The organism is Maribacter sp. Asnod1-A12 (assembly GCF_045063735.1).
Taxonomy (GTDB): domain Bacteria; phylum Bacteroidota; class Bacteroidia; order Flavobacteriales; family Flavobacteriaceae; genus Maribacter.
This window is the reverse complement of the sequence record NZ_JBEFNZ010000006.1, coordinates 2,227,515-2,250,484: the sequence shown is the minus strand read 5'-3', so window position 1 is coordinate 2,250,484 and position 22,970 is coordinate 2,227,515. Positions and strand designations below refer to the sequence as shown.

The window sequence follows — 22,970 nt, the reverse complement described above, 5'->3', positions numbered from 1 at the left end:
TTTATTAAGCGAATTCATCACCAAAGGCATCTTTCACCTTATTTAAAACTTGTTTGATATCTTGTTCTTTAGTCTTTGGATAGATTAAAAGTACTTCATCTTTATCAACTATGATATAATCATTAAGACCATCTACAACAACAACCTTACCGGCTTTAGATCTTATCATGTTGCCACTAGCATCTTGTGTTAATACTTTCGCATTTACTATAGCATTTTTATTCTCGTCCTTATCTAACTTATCATATAACGATCCCCAAGTACCTAAATCATTCCAATCAAAAGTAGCCTCTTTAACGTAAATAGCTTTCGAGTTTTCTAAAATGGCATAATCAATAGAAATGTTTTCAGCCTTCGGATAGTTTTCTGAAATAAACTTCTTTTCATCGTCTGTATTATAGCATACTAGACCATCTCTAAACAACGCATACTGCTTTGGTTGAAAATTTTGAAATGCATTGACTATAGTTTTTGCACTCCACATAAATATCCCTGCATTCCACAAAAAGTTACCTTGTGCAAGAAAATCTTTCGCAGTTTCATAATCAGGTTTTTCTCTAAACTGATTTACTTTTTTAATTGAAGCAGTATCCGTTTTATTAGACTCTATATACCCAAAACCGGTATTTGGAAAAGAAGGCTTAATACCTAACGTACACAAAACATCTTCTTTTTCACACTTTTTAAAACACGCCGTTACATCTTTTGCAAATGCAGCTTCATCTTCGATCCAATGATCACTTGGTGCCACAATCATAACCGCATCTTCATTCATTTTCTGAATTTTCATGGCAGCATATAAAATACATGGTGCTGTATTTCTCATAGCAGGCTCAAGAACTACTTGCTCTTGCTTTACCAAAGGTAATTGCTCTAACACTAAATCATTATAACGCTCGTTGGTAAGAATTAAAATATTCTCGGTAGGTACAAACTTGTTTAACCTTTGAAACGTTTTCTGAATAAGGGTATCACCTGTACCCAACATATCATGAAATTGTTTCGGATTTTCGCTTGTACTTATTGGCCAGAATCTCGATCCTACTCCTCCTGCCATTAAAACGGCATAATAATTTTTATTCATGTCAGCTTTTTATTAATTCTACTTCAGCATTTGGTTGAAATAAAAACATCCTTCCTGTAGATATTTCTACACACTCATAACGCTTGGTTCGTTTATTTCCTTTTTTAAATAACTTCCCATTATAGATGCGAAAAACGCATCCTATCGGTAATTCGTAAACGTAAGTTTTTTCCGATTGTTGTTCATCGAATTGTTTTAAAGCAATAGATAACTGAGCGTCAGTACTACTACTTGCCTTTGGATTCTTAAAATGTCTAGCTAATAATGGTAATAATTGCGATGGAAATATCTCTGGTCTAATAAACGGAATCATTAAATGTTGAAATGTTTTTTTCCATTCTAGACCATGCGGTTTAATACCACGCCCATATTTCTCAAAAGCAATTAAATGGGCAATTTCGTGAATTAATGTAATTAAGAACCTGTATTTATTTAAAGAAGCATTTACCGTTATTTGATGATTACCGTCTTTTCTTCTTCTATAATCTCCATGCCTAGTTACACGCTCATTAACGATTTTTAAATGCACCTGAGTATCCTTAATTAGTTCAAAACAAGGACTAACCGCTAACTCAGGAAGATATTTAGCTAATGTTTGCTGCATTATTATGGCGTACTACTACTAACCTGCAAAATTTTACCGTTATACATTTTCTGTCCCTTTAACGCAAAGTCCATTACATATTCTGCCATTTCCTTTGCACTTACCGGAGCTTCATAACCTGGGAATGCCTCTTCTAACATTTCTGTTTGTACGGCTCCTAAGGCCAATGCGTTAAATGACGGACCAGTTTCTTTAAATTCTTCAGCTAATAATTCCGTCAAAGTCAATACCGCTCCTTTACTTGAACTGTAAGCTGAAAGCCCTGGGAATTTAGCACTACCCTGTATACCGCCCATAGAACTAATGGTAAGAACATGACCGCTTTTACTCATGAAAGGAATAGCCAGTCTTGTCACAGCGGCTACACCAAATACATTTACATCATATACCGCCTTAAATTCCTCTTCTGTTATTTCTAGAAATGGTTTATTTATAAGCTTACCCGCATTATTTATAAGCGCTAGAACATTAGCACTTTTATCTTTTAAAAATTCAGATAGATGATTTCTACTTTCTTTAGCGGAGACATCAAAAGAAAATGCTTCAATATTTTTATGATTAAGATTCTTAATCGGTTCTGCATTTCTAGAAAGCGCTAAAACCTTATACCCAGCGTCAGCCAATAATTTGCTTAACTCAAATCCTATTCCTCTACTGGTACCTGTTACTATAATGTATTCCATTAGTTATACTTTACTTCTTTTATAGGTGCATTGATAATACCCTCTAGCATTGGTACAGATTCGCTTACTATTTTAGCCATAAAATCATAATCAATTAACAATGCCTCATCACCTACCTTATGATACTCACCAAAATTGGTAAAATCAAAGGAACTATAGGTTTGCGAAGGCACATTAAACTCATCATGAAATGGCGCATTGTCCGAACGTCTGAACAAATTAAATTCTTTTGCCTTTGGAAGAAACCCTACCAAATTTTTATTGGCATAGCCATTACTGATTTCTGCTAAATTAGATAATTCATAACCTGTTAAATACAAACTATGATCCTTCTCCACCATTGGCACACCAACCATTTCAAAATTTAGCATAGTATACAAACTAATACTTTGTTCTTTTAATTTTTTAGCTAAATGCTTAGAACCTACCAATCCTTTTTCTTCTGCAGTGAATAGGGCAAAAATTACGCTCCGTTTGTTGTTTTTATGTTCACCAAAATATTTAGCAAATTCCAAAACAGCAGTAGTACCTGATGCGTTGTCATTGGCACCATTTGCTATAGTATCATCTCCGCCTCCGCTAATCAAGCCTATATGATCATAATGTGCGCCAATTACCACGAATTCATTTTTAAGTTTTGAATCTGTCCCAGGTAAAAAACCAACTACATTATAAGCTACACCGTCACTATAGTTTTCCAATGTATCTCTATATGTTGCAAAATAAGGTAGAACATTATTGTTCTTGAATACATTTTGAATATAATCTGCAGCCTTTTCAATTCCCACACTTCCAGTATCTCTACCCTGTAATTCATCTGACGTCAAGAAAGTCATGATTGCTTCTATATCAACGGACAAAGCTTTGACAGAAACATTTGACTTTACACTTTCTAATTGAGCATCTTTAGATGCAGGCAGAACCGAACCCTTTACACCTTTTGGATTCGTAGGATTCAACACTGTTGACTGATCCACTTTTGCGTTTCCACAACTTAAAAGTAAAAAGCTAAAAAAAACTACACATATATGTTTCATCATCTTATCTAGTTTAAAATATAAAGATAAAAAAAAGCATCCCTATGAAAGGATGCTTTTCTAATTCTATTTTTAAATCAATGTTCTACGCTAACATAGTAACAGGATTCTCTACAAAATATCTCAATGTCTGAAGGAATTGTGCTCCCACAGCACCATCTACTGTTCTATGATCACAAGCAAGAGTCAACTTCATAGTATTACCTACTACTATCTCCCCATTTTTAACAACTGGTTTTTCTACAATTGCACCAACGGAAAGTATAGCTGAATTTGGCTGGTTGATGATACTTGTAAACTCAAGAATACCGAACATACCTAAATTAGAAACGGTAAATGTACTACCCTCCATTTCTGATGGAGCAATCTTCTTGTTTCTTGCCTTACCCGCCAAATCTTTTACAGCACTACCTATTTGTGTTAAGCCCAATAAGTCAGCATGTTTTACAACTGGTACAACTAGACCTTCATCTACTGCTACAGCAACACCCATATGAATATGCTTATGAAATTTTGTAGCATCAGCACTCCAAGTAGTATTTACCTGTGGATGCTTCTTAAGTGCCATTGCGCAAGCTTTCAATACCATATCATTAAATGATACTTTGGTGTCAGGCAAACTATTTATTTGTGCACGTGAAGCTTTTGCATTATCCATATCCACCTCTATAGTAAGATAGAAATGCGGTGCGTTAAATTTAGAATTACCCAATGCTTTGGCAATAGCCTTACGCATATTAGAATTCTTAACTTCTTCCGTACCTTCCTCACCAGATGGCAAAGCCATAGAAACCGGCTGAGAAGCTATTGCATTATCAGCCTTTGCACTTGATGAAGCAACAGGAGTTGCAGCTGCACTTGGCGTATAATTTTCTATATCTTTTTTAGTAATTCTGCCATTATCTCCAGAACCGGAAACACTAGCCAAATCTATACCTTTATCCGCTGCTATTTTTTTTGCCAAAGGAGAGGCAAAAATACGTTCACCATCTGCAACCGATTTAGAAACCTCTTTCTTACCAGTAGTATCTGCAGATTTTTTATCTTCTTTTTTAGCTTCGGTAGCAGAACTCTTTTTACTTCCGCCAGAATTATTACTTAAAACGGCATCAACATCCGTTCCTTCTGGACCTATAACTGCCAAAACTGCATCTACAGGAGAAGACTCACCTTCTTGTATACCTATATATAACAATTTACCGTTATAAAAAGACTCAAATTCCATTGTAGCCTTATCGGTTTCTATCTCTGCAAGAATATCTCCTTCTTCAACATCATCACCAACTTTCTTTAACCAACTAGCCACAGTACCTTCTTCCATGGTGTCACTTAAACGAGGCATCTTAACGATTTCTACTCCTTCAGGAATTTCACCAGAACCTTGAGCTTCGGCATCTTCAGAAGAATCCTCAGCAACAGGCTCTTCAGCAGATTCCTCTTCTGAAGCAGTTGCACCACCTCCACTGATCAAAGCAGAAATATCTTCTCCCTCATCACCGATAATCGCTAATAGACTATCTACAGGAGCAGTATCTCCTTCTTGAATACCAATATGCAACAAAGTACCTTCATTGAAAGATTCGAATTCCATCGTCGCCTTATCAGTTTCGATTTCCGCCAATATATCTCCTTCTTCAATTTTATCTCCAACGCTTTTCAACCATTTAGCTACGGTACCCTCTTCCATGGTATCGCTTAAACGGGGCATATTTACTACTATAGCCATCTAATTAAAATTTATGTTCAACAAATGGAAAATCCTCTTGTTCGTAAACCATATCATATAATTGGTTTATAGGTGGATAATCTGATTCTTCTGCAAACTTCTCGCACTCCTTAACCATGACCTTAACATTCTTGTCAATGTCCTTGATTTCATCGTCAGTTGCGTATTTATTTTCTTTGATTATATCCAACACCTGAGTAATTGGATCAATCTTTTTATATTCTTCAACTTCGTCTTTGGTTCTATAATGCTGAGCATCTGACATTGAATGACCTCTATATCTGTAAGTTTTCATTTCAAGGAAAGTTGGTCCGCCACCACTACGAGCTCTTTCAATAGCTTTACTCATTTCTTGAGCAACCGTAACAGGATTCATACCATCTACTGGCCCACAAGGCATTTCATAACCCAAACCTAGCTTCCAGATTTCTGTAGAAAAAGATGTTCTTGCTACCGAAGTCCCCATAGCATAACCATTATTTTCGCAAATGAAAACAACTGGCAATTGCCATAACATAGCTAAGTTGAAAGTCTCATGTAAAGACCCTTGCCTTACAGCACCATCACCCATATAACATAAGGTAACGTTATCCCTACCTGCGTACTTATCACCAAAGGCCATACCTGCACCTAGAGGAATTTGCCCCCCAACAATACCGTGACCTCCATGAAAGCGATGCTCCTTAGAAAAGATATGCATGGACCCACCCATACCTTTAGAAGTACCTGTTACTTTACCATAAAGCTCAGCCATTACCATTTTAGGATCAACACCCATACCAATAGGTTGAACGTGATTTCTATAAGCAGTTATCATTCGGTCTTTGGTTAAATCCATTGCATGAAGAGCACCAGCCAAAACAGCTTCTTGCCCATTATACAAATGTAAAAACCCTCTTACCTTTTGCTGAATGTATACAGCAGCCAATTTATCCTCAAACTTTCTCCAAAATAGCATGTCTGCATACCATTTTAAATACGTTTCCTTGGTGATTTTTTTCATCAATTTTAACTAAAGGTTTAAATTCTTTATTTGATAACAGAGGTATGTATGACCTAGGTATCCAAGAAGAGCAAAAATACACATATAAATGAATCGATAAAAATATTAGAGGCAAATCCATTCAGAAATTATATGCTTAACAAATAAAGTGTATAACGTGTTTATTTACAATAGTTTTTGCAATTTTATTAATTAAGAAAGCTGCTATTAAAACCAAGCGGCAATAAATCTGCTAAAGAATTGCATTCTATAATACGACCTACTTCACCCATTAATAAAATTTTAATCGGTTCTTGCTGCCTAAATTCATACTCAGAAATCGCTTGCCTACAGTTACCGCAAGGGGCCGCAGGCTCGCTAACTTCATGGTTTAAAGAAGCCGCCGTTATGGCAATTGCTTTTATTTTCATTCCTGGATATCTTGCACCTGCATAAAATATAGCAACCCTTTCTGCACATAATCCAGATGGGTAAGATGCATTCTCCTGATTATTACCTTCGATAATTTCTCCATTTTCAAGTAAAATCGAAGCTCCTACATTAAAACTTGAGTACGGAGCATATGCCCTTTCTCTCGCCTTTACTGCTGCAGACATTAGAATTTGATCTTTATTTTTTAATTCATCAAATGAATCATAGATCGTTATTTGGAAGCTAATACTCTTTTGGCTTATCATATATTTATTTTTATAATCAATCTACAAATATAATCTTGGTGACAGAAAATAGGATGTCTAAGATTATAGGACATAAAAAAACCTGCAAAATGCAGGTTTTTTAAAAATATTCAACAAATGTTAATCGTTATAAAACTCTTCTCCTAAATTAAATGTCAATGAAAAACGAAGTGTATTTTCTAATGGATTTCTAACTTGTGAAGTTGAAAATAAGTAAGATAAATCTACTTGTGCTGCCTTAAATTTAAAACCTGCCCCTAACGTAAAGAATTTTCTTGAACCTTTATCTTCGCTCTCATTAAAATAACCTGTTCTCAACATAAAAGCATCTTGATAAACATATTCTGCACCTATTGCCCATGTAAACTCTTTTAACTCTTCGCTAAAACCATCTGGGGCATCAGTAAAAGAATTGAATATTCCGCTAAATCCACTTTCATTTTGATAAATATCATTATCAGCAGAGTCAACATCACCGTCACCATCAAAATCTTGAGGTGTCGGCACAAGTAATTTTGTAAATTCTGTAGTAATACCAATAACATTATCTTGATCTAAAATAAAATCAAAACCACCACCAAAACTTAACTTACTGGGCAAAAAGTTTTCTTGACCACCTTCATCGTACTGAATCTTACCTCCAATATTTGAAAGATTGAAACCAGCTCTCCATCTACCATCAAAATTATTATATGCTATTTCTCGAGACCTATAATAACCCGCTACATCTACAGCAAAAGACCCTGCTGCTTGAGAATCTTCTGTTCCGTTCTGTGGTAATTTTAAGTTAGACCTTATATATCTACCACCTACAGCCATAGAAAAAGTTGGACTTAATTTCAAAGAATACGAACCATCTAAAGCTAATTCATTAGGTTTAGCAGTAGTTCCTGGATCATTTGCAAATTGCCTTAGCTCTATTTCTCCTAACGTAAAATATCGCAAACTTACAGCGAACGCACTTTGTTCATCTATTTTATTATAAAAACTAGCGTTTAACAAAGATATATCCGTAATAATACTTTCCAAATATGGTGTATAACTCACACCTATCCCGATTTTTTGTTCTGCAAAAGCAAATTTAGCGGGATTCCATTGTTGTGAGAACGCATCGGTAGATGTTGCAACCCCCATATCACCCATACCAGCTGATCTAGCATCTGCTGCAATTGTAAGAAACGGAACCGCCGTAGTAATTACACGTTGATCGTCTTGGGCAAAAACCTTACCGATAATCAATACAAAGAAAATTATTGAAATTTTTCTCATCTTAAAATAGTTCTTTAATTTTTTAAAGCTGAAATATAGTCATTACTCCATTTCAAGCTCTAATATTTTACATGTAAACGCACTTTTTCCCGTTATCTTGCATCATTATTCAGTTTTTTATTAGAATTTAATTTCCCAAATTAATCAAAGCCTTTATGCACCGTAGTATATCTTAAAATATATAATCTAAATAATCATTGTAAAAGAAATATACAAAACCATACTAATTAACTGTTTTAAGCGTTTACTATTAAAGTGAGCCTAAATTTATTGACAGTAACTTTTGAGATTTTTAAAATTATTTTGAATCATAAAATAATCTCACGAAAACACCGTTCTATTGAGCGAAAGTGACAAACAAATAAAAAGAAATTACAGTATCATATTGCTATAGGAACCAAACTACTATAGTATTTGAAAATTGAACTCAAGTCCTAATTATGAAAAAACATTTAATAAAAGTTGTACTCTCATGCACTGTATTAGTAGGAGGTTTTACAGTTAGTAGCTGTTCTAAATCTTCATCCTCAAAAAACACGTCTAGAGCTACAGGTTGGAAAATAAATGCCAAAGAAGGTGGTTTTCAGTATAATACCGATTTTAAAGAGCAAGAAACTGCTCCAGGATTGGTTTTTGTTGAAGGCGGTACATTTACTAAAGGTAAAGTACAAGATGATGTGATGCATGATTGGAATAATACACCGACCGCGCAACACGTACAGTCTTTTTATATGGACGAAACCGAGGTAACAAATGTTATGTACCTTGAATATCTCGATTACCTTAAAAGTGTTTATCCACCAGAAAACCCTAAGTACACTAATATTTATGTCGGCGCCTTACCAGATACATTGGTCTGGAGAAACAGATTAGGTTTCAACGAGACAATGACAAATAATTACTTAAGACACCCAGCATATGCAGAATACCCTGTAGTTGGTGTAAACTGGATTCAGGCTACACAATTCGCTGAATGGAGAACAGATCGTGTGAATGAAGTAATGTTAGAAAGAGAAGGTTTTTTATCTGACGACGCAAAATACCAAGCTGCAACCGGAGAAGTACAAGGTACCTTTAGTACAGAAGCTTATTTGAACAGACCAGAATCTGTCTATAACGGTCAAATTGATTCTTTACAAGGAAAGCAGAAAAAAGATAGTACATCTACTTTCGCAAAAAGAAGTAGTGGTATAATTATGCCAGAATATAGATTACCTACCGAAACGGAGTGGGAATATGCTGCACAGGCACAAGTTGGACAAAGAGAATACAACAACTATAGAGGAAGAAAAAAATATCCTTGGGAAGGTGATTACACTCGAAACGGACAACGTGTAGGTAGAGGAGATCAATTAGCAAACTTTAAGCAAGGTAAAGGTGATTATGGCGGAATCGCAGGTTGGTCTGATGATGGTGCCGATATTACTGCTCAAGTAATGTCTTATAAGCCAAATGATTTAGGTCTTTACGATATGGCTGGTAACGTTGCCGAATGGACAGCTGATGTTTACCGACCTATAGTTGATGACGAAGTAAGTGATTTCAACTACTATAGAGGTAACATTTACATGAAAAGTGCTATTGGCGAAGATGGTAAAGTAAATATTTTAAGAGATTCTATTGTTTATGACACTTTACCAAACGGAAAAGTAGTTGCAGTAAATTTACCAGGCGAAATTAAAATGGTACCAGTAGATGAGGAAGAAACGTATTTAAGAACAAATTTCTCTTCTAGTGATAACAGAGGATATAGAGATGGTGATTCTGGTTCTTCAAGATTTTATGACAGATTTAATGACGGTGAAGAAGAAGATCCAAACAAGAAAATGTACAACTCCCCTAAGCATTCTGTAGAAAGAGATTCATTAGGAAACCTTGTTAAAGGCTATGATGCTTCAAACAATAGAACTACATTAATCAACGATGAAGTTAGAGTATACAAAGGTGGCTCTTGGAGAGATAGAGCATACTGGTTAGACCCAGCACAAAGAAGATACTTGCCACAATATATGGCTACTGATTATATCGGCTTTAGATGTGCAATGTCTAGAGTTGGTTCTAAATCAAAAACAAAAAACAAAACTGTTAGAGGAAAAAAAGCTAAATAATTTTCCCCCTTACGAACTAAAAAAGCCCCTTTATTAAGGGGCTTTTTTTTATCTTCGATTTTATGAAAATTCAAGATTTACATTCCGTTTTTTTAGCTAACCCTTCTGTCTGTACTGATACCAGAAAAATTAAAGCAAACGATATTTTCTTTGCGCTAAAAGGAGATAACTTTAATGGCAACAGATATGCTCAAAAAGCTTTGGACAACGGAGCTAGCTTAGCGGTCATCGATGAAGAGAAATACCAAATTGATGACAGAACAATACTAGTTAAGGATGTTTTAACAACATTACAGCAATTAGCTAATTTTCATAGAAGACAATCTAAAGCGCAGGTTGTAAGTCTAACCGGCAGTAATGGCAAAACAACTACCAAAGAATTAATTAATGCTGTACTTTGTAAGACTTATAGAACAATAGCCACCAAAGGTAACCTTAACAACCATATAGGTGTGCCGTTAACATTATTAACCATTCAACCTGACACTGAAATTGCAATTGTTGAAATGGGCGCAAATCACTTAAAGGAGATTGAGTTTTTATGCGAAATTGCTGAGCCAGATTTTGGATATATTACCAATTTCGGAAAAGCCCATTTAGAAGGCTTCGGTGGTATCGAAGGTGTAATAAGAGGCAAGAGCGAGCTTTACGATTATTTAATCAACCACAACAAATCTATCTTCTTAAATGCCGATGATCCAATTCAAATAGACAAAGTTAGCAACTACACCAAAAAATACGGATTTAGCTCAGAGAATTCTAAATATTACAATATAGAGTTAAAGGAAGCTCAGCCATTTGTCAGCATAAACTTAGAAGACACCAATATACAGACTAATTTAATTGGCTCATACAATTTCCCCAACTGTTGCGCAGCCATAATCATGGCAAAATATTTCAATGTTGAATTAAATGAAATAAAAAATGCTCTTGAAAATTATACTCCCGACAACAATAGATCACAATTATTAAATAAAAACGGTCATTACATTGTTCTCGATGCCTACAATGCTAACCCCTCGAGCATGAAAGTAGCGTTAGAGAATTTCAATTCTTTAAATAGAGAAAGAAAAATATTGGTTTTAGGTGATATGTTCGAATTAGGTGAATCTGCAGAAGAAGAACATCAAAATATTGCCGACCTAACAAAAAAATTAAATTTTGAACAAGTAATATTAATTGGGGAAAATTTTCTATTAACTACCTCTAACAATAGTAAGCTAAGGAATTTTGAAGAATTCGCCTCATTTTTAAGGCAAAATCCATTTCAATCTAAATCTTCAATTTTAATTAAAGGTTCAAGAGGCATGGCCTTAGAACGAGTATTGGACTTAATTTAAAAATATCATTTCAAATGTGGGATATACTGGATTCGAACCGGTGACCTCTGCCCTGTCAAGGCAGCGCTCTAAACCAACTGAGCTAATATCCCCTTCAAAATTTTACAAGTAAACAAAGATACTACTTATCTTATTTCAAAATGAATCAATAAAATGAAAAATAAAGATTAGATATTTTAAATGTTCAGAAATAGTCTAACAATGCCACAATACCATTATACGATATTACACAAGAAAAGAAAAGTGCTGCAAAAAGACCTATATTAAGTCCAATTCCTGCCTTATATTTAGTCATTAAACCCTTATTATTTATTAGAAGTATTATCCCTAATATTACTAATGGTAACACAAAAACATTAAAAACCTGTGATAGTATTTGCATTTGAATTGGATTAGCCCCATACACCGGAACGATTAATGCAAACAAAGATGCTATTGCCGTAATAATTCTAAATTGTTTTGAATTGGTATCTAATTCCCCTGATTGATAATCCGCTAATAAAATTGGAGCAATTAATAAACACGGAAATATAGAAGATAACCCTGCACTTAGCGTGCCAAAAAAGAATAACGTAAGAGCAAATTTACCAGCTACTGGCTCCAACGTATTCACCATATCCAAAACCTTAGTTACTGGTTGCCCTTGATGAAACAACGCCCCACAAGCAACAGCCATAACAGATGCACTGATAAAAAACACTAAAGAAGCTGCGATAATTGCATCTTTCTTTTGTTGTCCACGATTTTTTATGGTCCAACCTTTTCCTTTCACAAATAATGGTCTTGAAAGAAATGTTGCTGCAGCCATGGTCGTACCAACAAATGCAGCAACCATCATTTGACCTCCTTCTACTTTAGGTATTGTCGGCACTAAACCTTTTACTACTTCTACTGGCAAAGGATACACCATGAATAAAGAAATAATAAATGAAAGCCCCATGATGGTTACAAAAATGACTAATATCTTTTCAAAAAAAGCGTACTTACCAACCATTAACAACCCATAAAATAAAACAATAACCGTAATAGCTATTATTAAAACCGATTCATATTTAAAATTAGCTATACTAGGAAAGTAAATTAAAAATATCTCGTAAATTATATTTGCAGAAATACCAAGAATACCCATTAATGAATTCCATTGACCAAATGAAATACCGAGAATTATAAGTATAGCAATTAACTTACCCCATTTTAAATGTTTCTTAAATGCATATAAAGCGGTCTCTCCTGTTACTAGAGCAAAGTTCCCATAAGCATACATTAATAAACCCGAGAAAATGCAACTTAGCAGTAACACCCATAAAAGCTGCATACCATAAGTACTGCCTGCTACTATCATAGAAGTAACACTACCTGTACCAATAGTATATCCTATCGCAAAAATACCAGGACCAAAAGCCAATACTAATGCCAATATTTTTTTCCAAATGGACAAGTTAGTTGAATTACTCATTATTTATTCTTTTGTTGTTGTTGTTGTTGTTGTTGTAATTAAAATAAGTGAAAATTTTAAATTCATCTATGAGCTTAAATCTTCAACTAAATATTATAGCAAAATTGGTATAAATTCTTAAAATGAATTTTCATTTTAGCTTTTGCTAATTGCGGATTTTGACCTTCAATAGCATCGAAAATATCTTGATGTTCTTTAACTCCCCTAAATGCCATATTCTTATCACAAACATGATACTTTTCAAAATTAGTAAGTATTTCAGGTGTTATAATTAACATAAAAGTATTCATTGTACTATTGCCACTTGCTTTTGCAATTGCCAAATGAAACAATAAATCTTCTTGCACGGCATCTTCCCCGTTTTCTACCTTTTCACGATAAGCATCCATTGCTTTTTTCAATTGTTTCAAATCATCGTTAGTTCTTCTTCTTGCTGCTAGTCTTACGGTTTTTAGCTCTAAGAGAATTCGAGTTTCAACTAGCGATTTGAAATCAGGTTCGTCCAAACGCAATATATCATTCACCATACCATTCATTGCAATCTGACCTATGTCAGCAACGAAAGTACCACTTTGTGGTTTTGAAACTAATATACCATAAAACTCTAATTTTTGAATTGCTTCACGAACACTACTTCTGCTCACGCCAAACTTATCAGATAATGTTCTTTCTGATGGAAGCTTATCACCAGGTTCAAGATTTTTAATATTCATTAAATCTCTCAACTGTACTATAATTGAATTTTGTATTTCTTGATTTTCAGTCCTTGTGAGGATTTCTAACTTCATATATAGATTGCTTTTAAGGAAAATTGATGTTAGAATATCTATCTCTTTTCAATTTAAGATCGACTCAATTGGTTTCATCTTTCTTGTAAAGAATATTTAGATCAATTCTTACCCTTTGAGTCACGTTGAAATTTACTGGTCCGCTCAATACGAACCAATAAATTCAATTCAACAAATCTAACTCAAACAACTTTCTTATTCATACTAGCTATATCAATAGCACAACACTAATGTGTAACTTCTAATTTGTAATATTTCACTTTAACAAAAGCCTCTTTACCAAATCTTTGTAAATAATTCTTCGTGTTAAAATAATTTTAAAAAACCCTCACTTCCTTATATGAGTATCCTCTAATATATCGTTATAAAATTCATTAATAACAACTTCTAATCTAATCTCTGAAAGTAAAATTACCAAGGTAAATTGAACTATCCCTAATTTCTTTAAAACGATTAAATTCTGACTCCCAACAAAGAATTAGCCTATAAAATTTCTTTGCCAGAAAAACTTATGTTTCAAAGATTTTTTGTTAAGTTCAAATTATACAATACTGCCAATAAAATTTAAAAACAAAAGACATAACTAGTATAAACTCCTTTTTAATCTCATTGAACATTCTTTAACTTACCGTGAATTCACATTACTAAAGTTCGATAAAATCACCGTAATCATCAGTTGTAATTTCGGTTATGATCAAGACTTCTTTTAATTGGTATCATTTAAAAAATACTCTGTTTTCAGTATTCTCGTTATATCCAATTCACTCTCTTAGTATTGATTTCAAATATATTTATCGTACTTCAAAACCCTTATGATGTCAAATACCTATATCTAGCTACAAAATCATTACACATAATCAACAACTTCTCTTCACTATTTAAACTATCTTTCTTTCGGTTCTACTTTCTTCTCTAAGTCAATTTCAAAATTAAACATGATACTATAACAATATAGCGTTAGTAAAACAGAAAGTACTTACTAGCTAATTAAATTAATTTATTCGTGAGTGACCTCTAGCTCATAAAAACTAACTTTCGCAAATGAACCTTCATCTCTACTTTGAAAATAATTACCAGCTTTAAAGTAATTTTCAAATATGCCCCATTGCTTCATATTAAAATCATTATAAACAGCAAACTCCGTATTATTTAGGGATATTACCATTTTTCCATCAGACACCTTTACCTCCATTTGAAACTTTCGAAAGCCGACTTCTTGTTCAAAATTGAAACCCTCATCATCAGTCCAGGCTTCTTCATGTAGAATACTAAGAGCATCAACATCCCTATGTTTAAGTTTTTTAGTTTTAACTCTAATTTTACCATTCTGCCAATAAATTTTTAATACTGGTGGTGCATTATTGTCTTTTTGACCAATCAATTTCTTTTGTTCATTTGTTAATCGACCGTGAATTTGTAAAATTATAACCTTATGATATTTACCATTTTCATCTTTAGAAACCTCATCAATAGAAAGTTCTGCACTTAAAGTCCCACCTTGCTTAAAGGTCCAATTTTTATTATCGTTACCAGGAACCATTTGCTCCCTAAGTTCTGATCTTGAATACTTAGTATTTGCCGTAGTTGCCGTAGTTGGATAGGCATAAAATGTTAGTGCTCCTTGAATAGAATCATTGTACATATAAGACTTTAAAGTCTCATTTGTAGCATATTTCAAAATTTCTGGCGGCTCGACACTAATTGCCCCTCCTTTTCCTTTGCCTTCTGGTATAGTAACTTTCCAATGGCTTAAATCGATATTACATAATTTTACTTTCTTAATTTCACTATTATTCTTTTTTTTATTTATAGCTATAGATTCTATATTACTACTTTTTATATTTTGAGCAGTGACACAAATCGATAGCATTGAAAACAAAACAAAAAGCAAAAGATTATTTAGAGGTAATTTCATTTTGTCATTTAAGCTTAAAGCAGAATCATGATAGCCGAATAAGTATAAAAACCGCCCATCCCCAAATTAAAGGTCTGGGCAGTTTTTATTAAAAATCTATCAAAAAAGTTTAGTTCTCAGTAATAACAACATTATCTAAAAACACTTCATTACTACTATCTACTGCATCTAATGACCTAACATAAATTACTATTTGATTCGAAGATGCCGTGAATGTAAATGTACTTGTAGTAAATACATCGCCACCATCAAAGTCATTTGTAATTTCAAAATATGCATCAATAGAGGCATCTGAAGTAGATGCATCAATACCAGTTTCTGAGGTTATTTGTTCATTTAAAATAAATACCTCGGTATTAACACCTGCTGCTTCAGAACGTGTATCTATTGAAAAACTATAAGTAGTACCTTGCTGAACAGTAACAGGCTGATATAACCTACGATCATTGCTACTAAATTTAGCTCCTCTTGTATCATTAGCTCCATCTGATGTAGTAGCAGGTTGCTCATTTGTACCATAAGTCGCATCGATATAACTATTTAATTCGGTGTTACTCCAAAGCGCCCTGTAAGGACTATCTATAGTATTCCCATCATTATCGACTACCGTACTATTTGGTGTCATATCCCAACCATCTGCATTGTCACCTGTATTTGCCGTAAATTCATCAAATGTTCCATTAAGCACCTGAACAATAAAGCCTTCAGAAACTACAATTTCTTCTGTCGTCGTACTCGTATTACCGGTAACACTCGTGGCAGTCAACGTCACCGTATAAATACCGTCTTCATCATAGGTATGCGAAGGGTTCATTCCTGTAAACTGGAAACCATCTCCAAATTCCCATAACAACGTAACAGCACCTTCAGATGCATCCATAAAACTAAAAGTCCTATAATCATTCTCATCTACCTGAGACGTAAAATCAGCGGTTACAGGTGCGAGTATTTGGATAGACCTAGCTAATTCTGCAGACAAATTAGAATCATTTGTAGCCGTTAAGATAACCTCATACGTATCTGCAGTTGCATATGTATGCGTTGGAGATTCCTCTGTAGAGGTATTTCCATCACCGAAATCCCATTCGAAACTAGTAGCCCCAGTTGACCCGTTAGTGAATGCATATTCCAAGAAATCTACCTCGCTTTGTTCTACGGTAAAAGCAGCTGATGGTGGCACAGCACCAGCCGTTCCAATATCTATAGTAAAGTTATCAAGTCTAGCTTCTACTTCTCCGTTCGTAAAATAAATGGCTACAGTATTATTCTCACCAGAATTGAACGATAATTGTTGTTGAATATAGACCTCTGGATCCTCATCATCAGTTACCGTTACAGAAGCAATTGTTCCTTCATCAAATTGGTCAGCAGAAGTAAATGTACCTCCATTCTGAGTAACACCAAGTATTGAAACGGTTATTGAAGGATCAGATGAACCGCTAAACATAGTATAATAAAAAAACAAGTCATAATTAGAATCAGGCTCAACAGTAATCTCTTGATAACCTATACGATCACCTGCCGGCAATGGCAATTTCGCCCCTTGATCTCCAAATGTTACTGGCGAAGCAGTAATTTGAATAACCCCTCCTAAATCGTTATTTCTCCAAGAGTCGCGACCATCACCTCCACCATCGGGTAAAGTATCATCTTCAAAACCTGGCTCAAGTATAACTGGTTGAAAAGGACCTTCTGCAACAATCACATCTACAGTATTTGTTCCCGTTACACCATTACCGTCAGTAGCCGTCAATGTTACCGGGTAAGTACCTTCCCCATCCTCAAAGATAAATGTAGGATTCAGCTCTGTAGAAGTATTTCCATCACCAAAATCCCAAATATACGTCGCTGCTTCAGATGACAAATTACTAAAACTAACCTCCATAAAGTTATCTGAAGATGAGGCATATGAAAAACTAGCAGCTGGAAATATTGTATCTGCTATAGAATTAGCTCCTGGCAAATCATCTCTAAAAAGCCCGTCGTTTACACAGCTAATAGCAATGCCGGCCATAACCATTATCGTTAGTAAAAGTCTAATCTTACTAACTATTTTAAGTTTAAATTTCATAGTTTTTTATATTAAATTAATATCCAGGATTTTGTGTTAAAAGACCTCCACTTAAATTGATCTCCCTTGCAGGTATAGGCAACAATAAATCTGTTGCTGTAAAAGTATACCCCATTTCAACTGCATGGGCGCTCAATACCTCGGCCGCCACTCCAAATCTAATTAAATCAAACCAGCGTTGATTTTCAAATGCCAGTTCTACTCTTCTCTCTAATAAAAGTTCTTCCTTAGAAACACTAGTTATAGAATTTGGTGCGGTTTCAGGAAAAGCTCTGTCTCTTACTTCTTGAAAAGAACTTATTACACTTGCATCTGAAGTGCTATTACCTTCACCTATTGCCGCTTCTACATGCATCAACAAGACATCTGCATAACGTAATGCTATATAATCGTTACCCGCATTACGTGCATTATCACCATAAGTTGGAGGAAAAACCGATATATCCGATCCATCTGGCAAGAATTTCACCACTTCACTTCTAGTTGGAAAAGTAATAAACGATACCTCTGTACGATTACCGCCGAAAGCTTGAAAATCTGCAATCAAATTATCATTTACAATATTTTGACCGTCATCTGAACCAGCTCGAACCGTTGATGTGAATTCAGCAGAAAAGCTCTGACTCTCAAGTGTATTACCAAAGGCATACTGAATTGCAAAGATGATCTCACTATTTAACTCATTATAGAATACATCAGAATAGTTATCTTGTAAGCTATAATCGCCACTGTTAATTATGGCTTCACATAATAATTTTGCCCCTGAGTAATTTCTAGTTGGCTGGGTCATATAAACTTTAGCCAACAACCCTTGTGCGGCAGCTCTAGACGCTCTAGACTTATATGTATTGTCTAATGTACTTACAGCTTCTTGCAAATCTTCTACGATTTGTGCATAAATTAATTCTTCAGAAACTCTAGTAAAAGTTCCTTCAGTATCTGTAGCGAGTATTACCTCTGTTACTAATGGCACATCACTATACAACCTTACAAGCTTAAAATATGCATACGCTCTTAAAAACTTTGCTTCTGCAGTATATCTGGCTTGGTTGCTCTCATCAGCAATATCAATAAAACTTAAAATGTTATTCGCTCTAAAAATAACAGAATACATAGAAGCGTAAAAATCTTCTGATTCTGAATTAGTAGCCTCTATCAAATACCTATGAAAGTCAGCTCTAGAACCTTCTAAAGTTTGATTTCTAGTGTTGTCACTTCGGTGTTCAGTCAATAAATGTTCAAACTGAACTCCCCTATTAAAATCAGTGATATTCGATTCTGTATTAGCGTTAACTCCTTGAAGGGCATCATAAACCCCAAGTAAACCGGTCTCCACATCGGCGTCAGTTTGGAAAAAAGATTCCTCTACGACCACCGTATCTGGTAATGGATTTAAAAACTCGTCTGCATCACATGACGTCAACATAGCCGCTAGTGTGAATGCTAAATATTTTATATATCTCATAATTCTCTTTTTTTATTTTTAAAAATCAATATTAAGACCAAATGTTAGCGTTCTAAAAATTGGAGTACCAGCTCTTTGCGATCCGTATGCTCTCGGATTACCGTTATCATCATGCTCTGGGTTAAAACCATGATAATCATTTGCGGTAATATAAAGAAGGTTTTGACCGGTTGCGTATACTCTAAGACCGTCCAATCCAATTTTCGAAAGAACATCTTCATCAAAATTATAGCCAATATTTATATTTCTTAAAGAGAAGTAATCAGCACTAGCAATAACTTCACTAGTCAATACTTTTTCCTGAATAAAAGAAACATCTGAAACCAAACCATCTGCAACTATCTCTGATGGATCTCTAGTTGCGTTTCCAAACCAGTTATAGAAATACTGATCACCGATATTATTTACTTGCGCACCTAAACTACCTTGAACCTGAACAGAAAAATCTACTCTACCAATTTGAAATTCATTGGTAAAACTGTAAATTAAATCTGGATAAGGGTTACCAAGTATGGTTTTATCTTCAGCAGTAATAATACCATCACCATTTAAATCTTTAACAATCGTATCCTCTGATTGACCATTAATTCGATTCCAAGGATTATCTACATAATTTGTTCTAAAAGAAGTTTCATCATAAGCTTCAGTATCCACCACATAACCCCAGAATGAAGAGATCGGTTCACCAATTCTATTTATCCATTGAGAACTTCTTCCATAAGTATCCTCGATCAATGCGTTGTTCGAATCTCCAAAACTCAATAATTCATTTTGGTTGGTAGATGCAATAAACGTCGAGTTCCAACGGAAATTTTCTTTGGAAATATTTTTAGTTCTTAACTCAAATTCCAAACCTCTGTTCTGAACCTCTCCTAAATTTACAATACCACTATTAAACCCTGTAACATATGAAACTGGATTTTCCAGTAATAATTCATCACTAGTTCTTTGATAGAAATCAAGAGACCCAGTAATTCTGTTTCCCCAAAAACCATAATCAAGTCCGACTGTAAATTCTTTTGATGCTTCCCACTGTAATAAAGCATTCGCAATATTCAAAGGGGAAATACCTGAAACCGTACTACCCTCTACAACTGCATTTGTATTCTGCAACAATGCTAAATAAGGCCAAGAATTAACAACTTCTGAACCTACATTGAAATTTTCAGCTCCAGTAAGACCATAACTTGCTCTTAACTTTAAATTACTAACAGCGTCACTGTCTAACAAGAAATTTTCTTTTGCTACGTTCCAACCTAAGGATACCGAAGGGAAATTACCCCACTTATTATCTAAACCAAAAACAGAACTACCATCACGTCTAAATGATGCGTTAAACAGGTACTTATCTTTGTAAGAGTAATTCACCCTTGCAAACATACCTATCTTCTTTAATGTAGTATTGGACTGGAAAACAGTTGTATTATCTGGATTAGCACCTTGTATGTTTCTAAGACGATCATCAGAAAAACCATTTCCTTCAATTTCACTGGTTTCACTTGTACGTTGCTGAACAGTTAATCCACCCAATAAGTTAAGGTCATGATCACCAAAGGTTTTATTATATGCTAAAGTGTTATCAGAAATAAGTCTTTTTCGAAATCTATTCTGTAAAAGATAGTTCGATCTACTTGCACCCGAAGCATGATAGTTTACACCATCATATCTATCTCTAGTTCGTTGTTCCAAAGTAATACCTAATGAAGTTTTAGCCACTAAACCTTCTGCAAGTTTATAACTTAAGTATGTTGAACCAAACAATTTTGTATTATACTCATAATGCTGACGTTCCACGTATTGTTGGTAAGGGTTAGAATCACCTGAAGTTCTAGGTCTTTCTGTACTACCGTCATTATCTAAATCTAAATTAACCAAGTGATTTTCTAAAAAATAGTCACCTACTCCAACATCAGGATACACATCTCTATCAATAAACTGTAAAGATTCTTCAGTATGATAAATAGGCAACCATGGAGATAGACGTAATGGATTATGAATAGATGTAGGCAATGTTCTTTGTTCCGTATAAGACGGAGATGCTGAAAGACCAAATCTTAATTTATCTCCAATTTTAGTATCAAACTTTAAACTAGCCGTATACAATTTATAATCATCAGTAATAATAACACCCTCATCACTTAAAGATCTCAAAGACGCACTAAAAGTTGAATCTTCTGACCCTCCTCTTGCTGAAAGTGAATGGCTCGTAACATTACCACCATTAAAGAAAACATCTTGCCAATCTCTATCAACACCTGTAGTTTCCACTAACAACTGGGCATATAACGTTTCTCCTGATAGAGTTCCTGTTGCAGCCTGCTCCTTAACCGCCCAATCAGCAACACTCTTTCTGTAGTCATTACTTCCATGTGCTTGTTTAGATCCAGTATATGTTTGATAACTAAACTTAGTCTTACCCGCTTTACCTTTTTTGGTAGTAATCAAGATTACACCATTTGCACCTTCACTACCATAAATAGAAGCAGATGCTGCATCTTTTAAAACCTCAAACGACTCAACGTCATTCATATCAATGTTTCCAAGAAAATCAGAACTCACAACAATACCATCAACTACTAAAGCAGGACCGGAATCAGCAGTTACGGACCCTACACCTCTAATAGTTATGGTCGGAGCACCACCAGCCTCGGCGTTTGTAGCCTGTATGTTTACACCAGACACTTGACCAATAAGAGCATCATCTACCCTAGATACTGCAATCTGATCCAAAGTTTCATTAACTACTTTAGAAATAGAACCCGTTACCGTAGATTTTTTCTGAGTACCATACCCAACTACTACAACTTCATCTAGTTGACTAGCATCTTCATTTAAGGTAATATTCACTGTTTTTTGTGTAGCAACAGTAATTGTTTGTGTACTATAACCAATATAGGAAAAGCGTAATACATCTCCACTTGATACACTGATAGTATAGTTACCATCAAAATCACTTTGAGTACCTTTTGTGGTATTTGCTATAACAATATTCGCACCAGGTATTGGCACATTGTTTGCATCTGTTACGGTACCCGATAGATCGTAGGTATCTTGTGCAAATAATTGAATGTTGACAAGCAACATTGCAACCATAAAAATTTTCAGTTTAAAATTCATCTGTGTTAAATTAAGTTAGTTCTATTGAATTGGCTTCTGCCATTTTTCTGATCTACTTAAAATGCGAATTCTAATTTCGCATCATAATCTACAATTTACCACAACACATCTTTTCACTTTAAATCAATGAAAATCCTTATTTTTACAAGGAAATGTGTTTATAGTAATATTTACATGTTTGGATTTACTTCCCTTCGAAATGAAGTAATTGTTTAATAAAAAGGATGGGCGAGCACCCGTCCTTTTTTTATGCGATTTTTTAAGGTTTCATCATTTTAATTTTAGTTAGTAATGGTTTATTTCTATTAATATTTTAACTGGTTTACCAAATTGGTTCATCAAACTGGTTTACCAAATATATGTTATTATCTTGTTAAAAAAAATAACTTTGATGATTTAACGTTAAAATTTTTAAGATTTAACAAAATATGATCTACTAAAATTATGTAATTGATAATTTTTAACAACCAATTTTAAAGACTAGACAAATGTGGACAAATAAGATTTAGACCCATTTGAAGACAGAACAAATAGATATAACCCGTACCTATTTACACATGACCACTAACTTAAATTAAAGAGAAGAAAACAAAATTATTCTTGAGCATAAGCTCAAGTAAATAAAAT

At 34.4% G+C, this 22,970-nt stretch carries 16 protein-coding genes and 1 tRNA gene; 2 read left to right on the top strand and 15 right to left on the bottom strand.

Features of this window, described 5'->3' with window-relative positions:
- Positions 1-4 precede the first annotated feature (4 nt).
- From ACJJVP_RS09540 to porV, 8 genes are all read right to left on the bottom strand, one after another.
- Positions 5-1,084: a mannose-1-phosphate guanylyltransferase gene (locus ACJJVP_RS09540; protein WP_405413113.1), complete on the bottom strand. Its 1,080-nt coding sequence runs from the start codon at positions 1,082-1,084 to the stop codon at positions 5-7.
- Position 1,085: 1 nt separating this feature from the next.
- Positions 1,086-1,688: a SprT-like domain-containing protein gene (locus tag ACJJVP_RS09535; protein ID WP_405413111.1), complete on the bottom strand. Its 603-nt coding sequence runs from the start codon at positions 1,686-1,688 to the stop codon at positions 1,086-1,088.
- A 2-nt stretch (positions 1,689-1,690) separates the two neighbouring features.
- Positions 1,691-2,371 (bottom strand): SDR family NAD(P)-dependent oxidoreductase, encoded by a 681-nt coding sequence (locus ACJJVP_RS09530; RefSeq protein WP_405413110.1) that lies wholly within the window; start codon positions 2,369-2,371, stop codon positions 1,691-1,693.
- A complete protein-coding gene (locus ACJJVP_RS09525; protein ID WP_405413108.1) occupies positions 2,371-3,411 on the bottom strand; it encodes a M28 family metallopeptidase in 1,041 nt (346 codons plus the stop codon). The genes ACJJVP_RS09530 and ACJJVP_RS09525 overlap by 1 nt, the downstream gene beginning before the upstream one ends.
- An 82-nt stretch (positions 3,412-3,493) precedes the next feature.
- Positions 3,494-5,134, bottom strand: coding sequence for a 2-oxo acid dehydrogenase subunit E2 (locus tag ACJJVP_RS09520; protein ID WP_405413106.1), 1,641 nt, complete (start codon positions 5,132-5,134; stop codon positions 3,494-3,496).
- 4 nt (positions 5,135-5,138) lie between these two features.
- Positions 5,139-6,137, bottom strand: a complete 999-nt coding sequence (gene pdhA, locus ACJJVP_RS09515; protein ID WP_405413104.1) for a pyruvate dehydrogenase (acetyl-transferring) E1 component subunit alpha — start codon at positions 6,135-6,137, stop codon at positions 5,139-5,141.
- A gap of 188 nt (positions 6,138-6,325) precedes the next feature.
- Positions 6,326-6,814: a cytidine deaminase gene (gene cdd, locus ACJJVP_RS09510; RefSeq protein WP_405413101.1), complete on the bottom strand. Its 489-nt coding sequence runs from the start codon at positions 6,812-6,814 to the stop codon at positions 6,326-6,328.
- Between the two features lie 120 nt (positions 6,815-6,934).
- Complete coding sequence (gene porV, locus ACJJVP_RS09505; protein WP_405413100.1) at positions 6,935-8,083, bottom strand: type IX secretion system outer membrane channel protein PorV; 1,149 nt, start codon at positions 8,081-8,083, stop codon at positions 6,935-6,937.
- Positions 8,084-8,523: 440 nt separating this feature from the next.
- Between porV and gldJ the strand changes: the two genes are divergently transcribed.
- Both gldJ and murF read left to right on the top strand, forming a co-directional pair.
- Positions 8,524-10,191: a gliding motility lipoprotein GldJ gene (gene gldJ / locus ACJJVP_RS09500; protein ID WP_405413098.1), complete on the top strand. Its 1,668-nt coding sequence runs from the start codon at positions 8,524-8,526 to the stop codon at positions 10,189-10,191.
- 62 nt (positions 10,192-10,253) lie between these two features.
- The gene (gene murF / locus ACJJVP_RS09495; protein ID WP_405413097.1) at positions 10,254-11,531 is read left to right on the top strand and encodes a UDP-N-acetylmuramoyl-tripeptide--D-alanyl-D-alanine ligase; all 1,278 of its coding nucleotides are present in this window, start codon (positions 10,254-10,256) and stop codon (positions 11,529-11,531) included.
- 17 nt (positions 11,532-11,548) lie between these two features.
- Here the strand turns inward: murF and ACJJVP_RS09490 are convergent.
- The 7 genes from ACJJVP_RS09490 to ACJJVP_RS09460 form a co-directional block, all read right to left on the bottom strand.
- Positions 11,549-11,623 (bottom strand) — tRNA-Val (locus ACJJVP_RS09490).
- A 92-nt stretch (positions 11,624-11,715) separates the two neighbouring features.
- Positions 11,716-12,987: an Nramp family divalent metal transporter gene (locus ACJJVP_RS09485; protein ID WP_405413095.1), complete on the bottom strand. Its 1,272-nt coding sequence runs from the start codon at positions 12,985-12,987 to the stop codon at positions 11,716-11,718.
- Between the two features lie 86 nt (positions 12,988-13,073).
- A complete protein-coding gene (locus ACJJVP_RS09480) occupies positions 13,074-13,775 on the bottom strand; it encodes a FadR/GntR family transcriptional regulator (RefSeq protein ID WP_405413093.1) in 702 nt (233 codons plus the stop codon).
- Between the two features lie 997 nt (positions 13,776-14,772).
- Complete coding sequence (locus ACJJVP_RS09475) at positions 14,773-15,690, bottom strand: polysaccharide lyase family 7 protein (protein WP_405413092.1); 918 nt, start codon at positions 15,688-15,690, stop codon at positions 14,773-14,775.
- Between the two features lie 109 nt (positions 15,691-15,799).
- Positions 15,800-17,761 carry a PKD domain-containing protein gene (locus ACJJVP_RS09470; protein WP_405413090.1) on the bottom strand — a complete coding sequence of 654 codons (1,962 nt, stop codon included), beginning with the start codon at positions 17,759-17,761 and terminating at the stop codon, positions 15,800-15,802.
- A gap of 16 nt (positions 17,762-17,777) precedes the next feature.
- Positions 17,778-19,226 carry a RagB/SusD family nutrient uptake outer membrane protein gene (locus tag ACJJVP_RS09465; protein WP_405413087.1) on the bottom strand — a complete coding sequence of 483 codons (1,449 nt, stop codon included), beginning with the start codon at positions 19,224-19,226 and terminating at the stop codon, positions 17,778-17,780.
- 18 nt (positions 19,227-19,244) lie between these two features.
- On the bottom strand, positions 19,245-22,343 hold the full coding sequence (locus tag ACJJVP_RS09460) for a SusC/RagA family TonB-linked outer membrane protein (RefSeq protein WP_405413085.1): 3,099 nt from the start codon (positions 22,341-22,343) through the stop codon (positions 19,245-19,247).
- Between the last annotated feature and the right edge of the window lie 627 nt (positions 22,344-22,970).

Coding starts and splice junctions, on each gene's coding strand:
- ACJJVP_RS09540 (WP_405413113.1), bottom strand. CDS start 1,084: ATGAATAAAAATTATTATGCCGTTTTAATGGCAGGAGGAGTAGGATCG.
- ACJJVP_RS09535 (WP_405413111.1), bottom strand. CDS start 1,688: ATGCAGCAAACATTAGCTAAATATCTTCCTGAGTTAGCGGTTAGTCCT.
- ACJJVP_RS09530 (WP_405413110.1), bottom strand. CDS start 2,371: ATGGAATACATTATAGTAACAGGTACCAGTAGAGGAATAGGATTTGAG.
- ACJJVP_RS09525 (WP_405413108.1), bottom strand. CDS start 3,411: ATGATGAAACATATATGTGTAGTTTTTTTTAGCTTTTTACTTTTAAGT.
- ACJJVP_RS09520 (WP_405413106.1), bottom strand. CDS start 5,134: ATGGCTATAGTAGTAAATATGCCCCGTTTAAGCGATACCATGGAAGAG.
- pdhA (WP_405413104.1), bottom strand. CDS start 6,137: ATGAAAAAAATCACCAAGGAAACGTATTTAAAATGGTATGCAGACATG.
- cdd (WP_405413101.1), bottom strand. CDS start 6,814: ATGATAAGCCAAAAGAGTATTAGCTTCCAAATAACGATCTATGATTCA.
- porV (WP_405413100.1), bottom strand. CDS start 8,083: ATGAGAAAAATTTCAATAATTTTCTTTGTATTGATTATCGGTAAGGTT.
- gldJ (WP_405413098.1), top strand. CDS start 8,524: ATGAAAAAACATTTAATAAAAGTTGTACTCTCATGCACTGTATTAGTA.
- murF (WP_405413097.1), top strand. CDS start 10,254: ATGAAAATTCAAGATTTACATTCCGTTTTTTTAGCTAACCCTTCTGTC.
- ACJJVP_RS09485 (WP_405413095.1), bottom strand. CDS start 12,987: ATGAGTAATTCAACTAACTTGTCCATTTGGAAAAAAATATTGGCATTA.
- ACJJVP_RS09480 (WP_405413093.1), bottom strand. CDS start 13,775: ATGAAGTTAGAAATCCTCACAAGGACTGAAAATCAAGAAATACAAAAT.
- ACJJVP_RS09475 (WP_405413092.1), bottom strand. CDS start 15,690: ATGAAATTACCTCTAAATAATCTTTTGCTTTTTGTTTTGTTTTCAATG.
- ACJJVP_RS09470 (WP_405413090.1), bottom strand. CDS start 17,761: ATGAAATTTAAACTTAAAATAGTTAGTAAGATTAGACTTTTACTAACG.
- ACJJVP_RS09465 (WP_405413087.1), bottom strand. CDS start 19,226: ATGAGATATATAAAATATTTAGCATTCACACTAGCGGCTATGTTGACG.
- ACJJVP_RS09460 (WP_405413085.1), bottom strand. CDS start 22,343: ATGAATTTTAAACTGAAAATTTTTATGGTTGCAATGTTGCTTGTCAAC.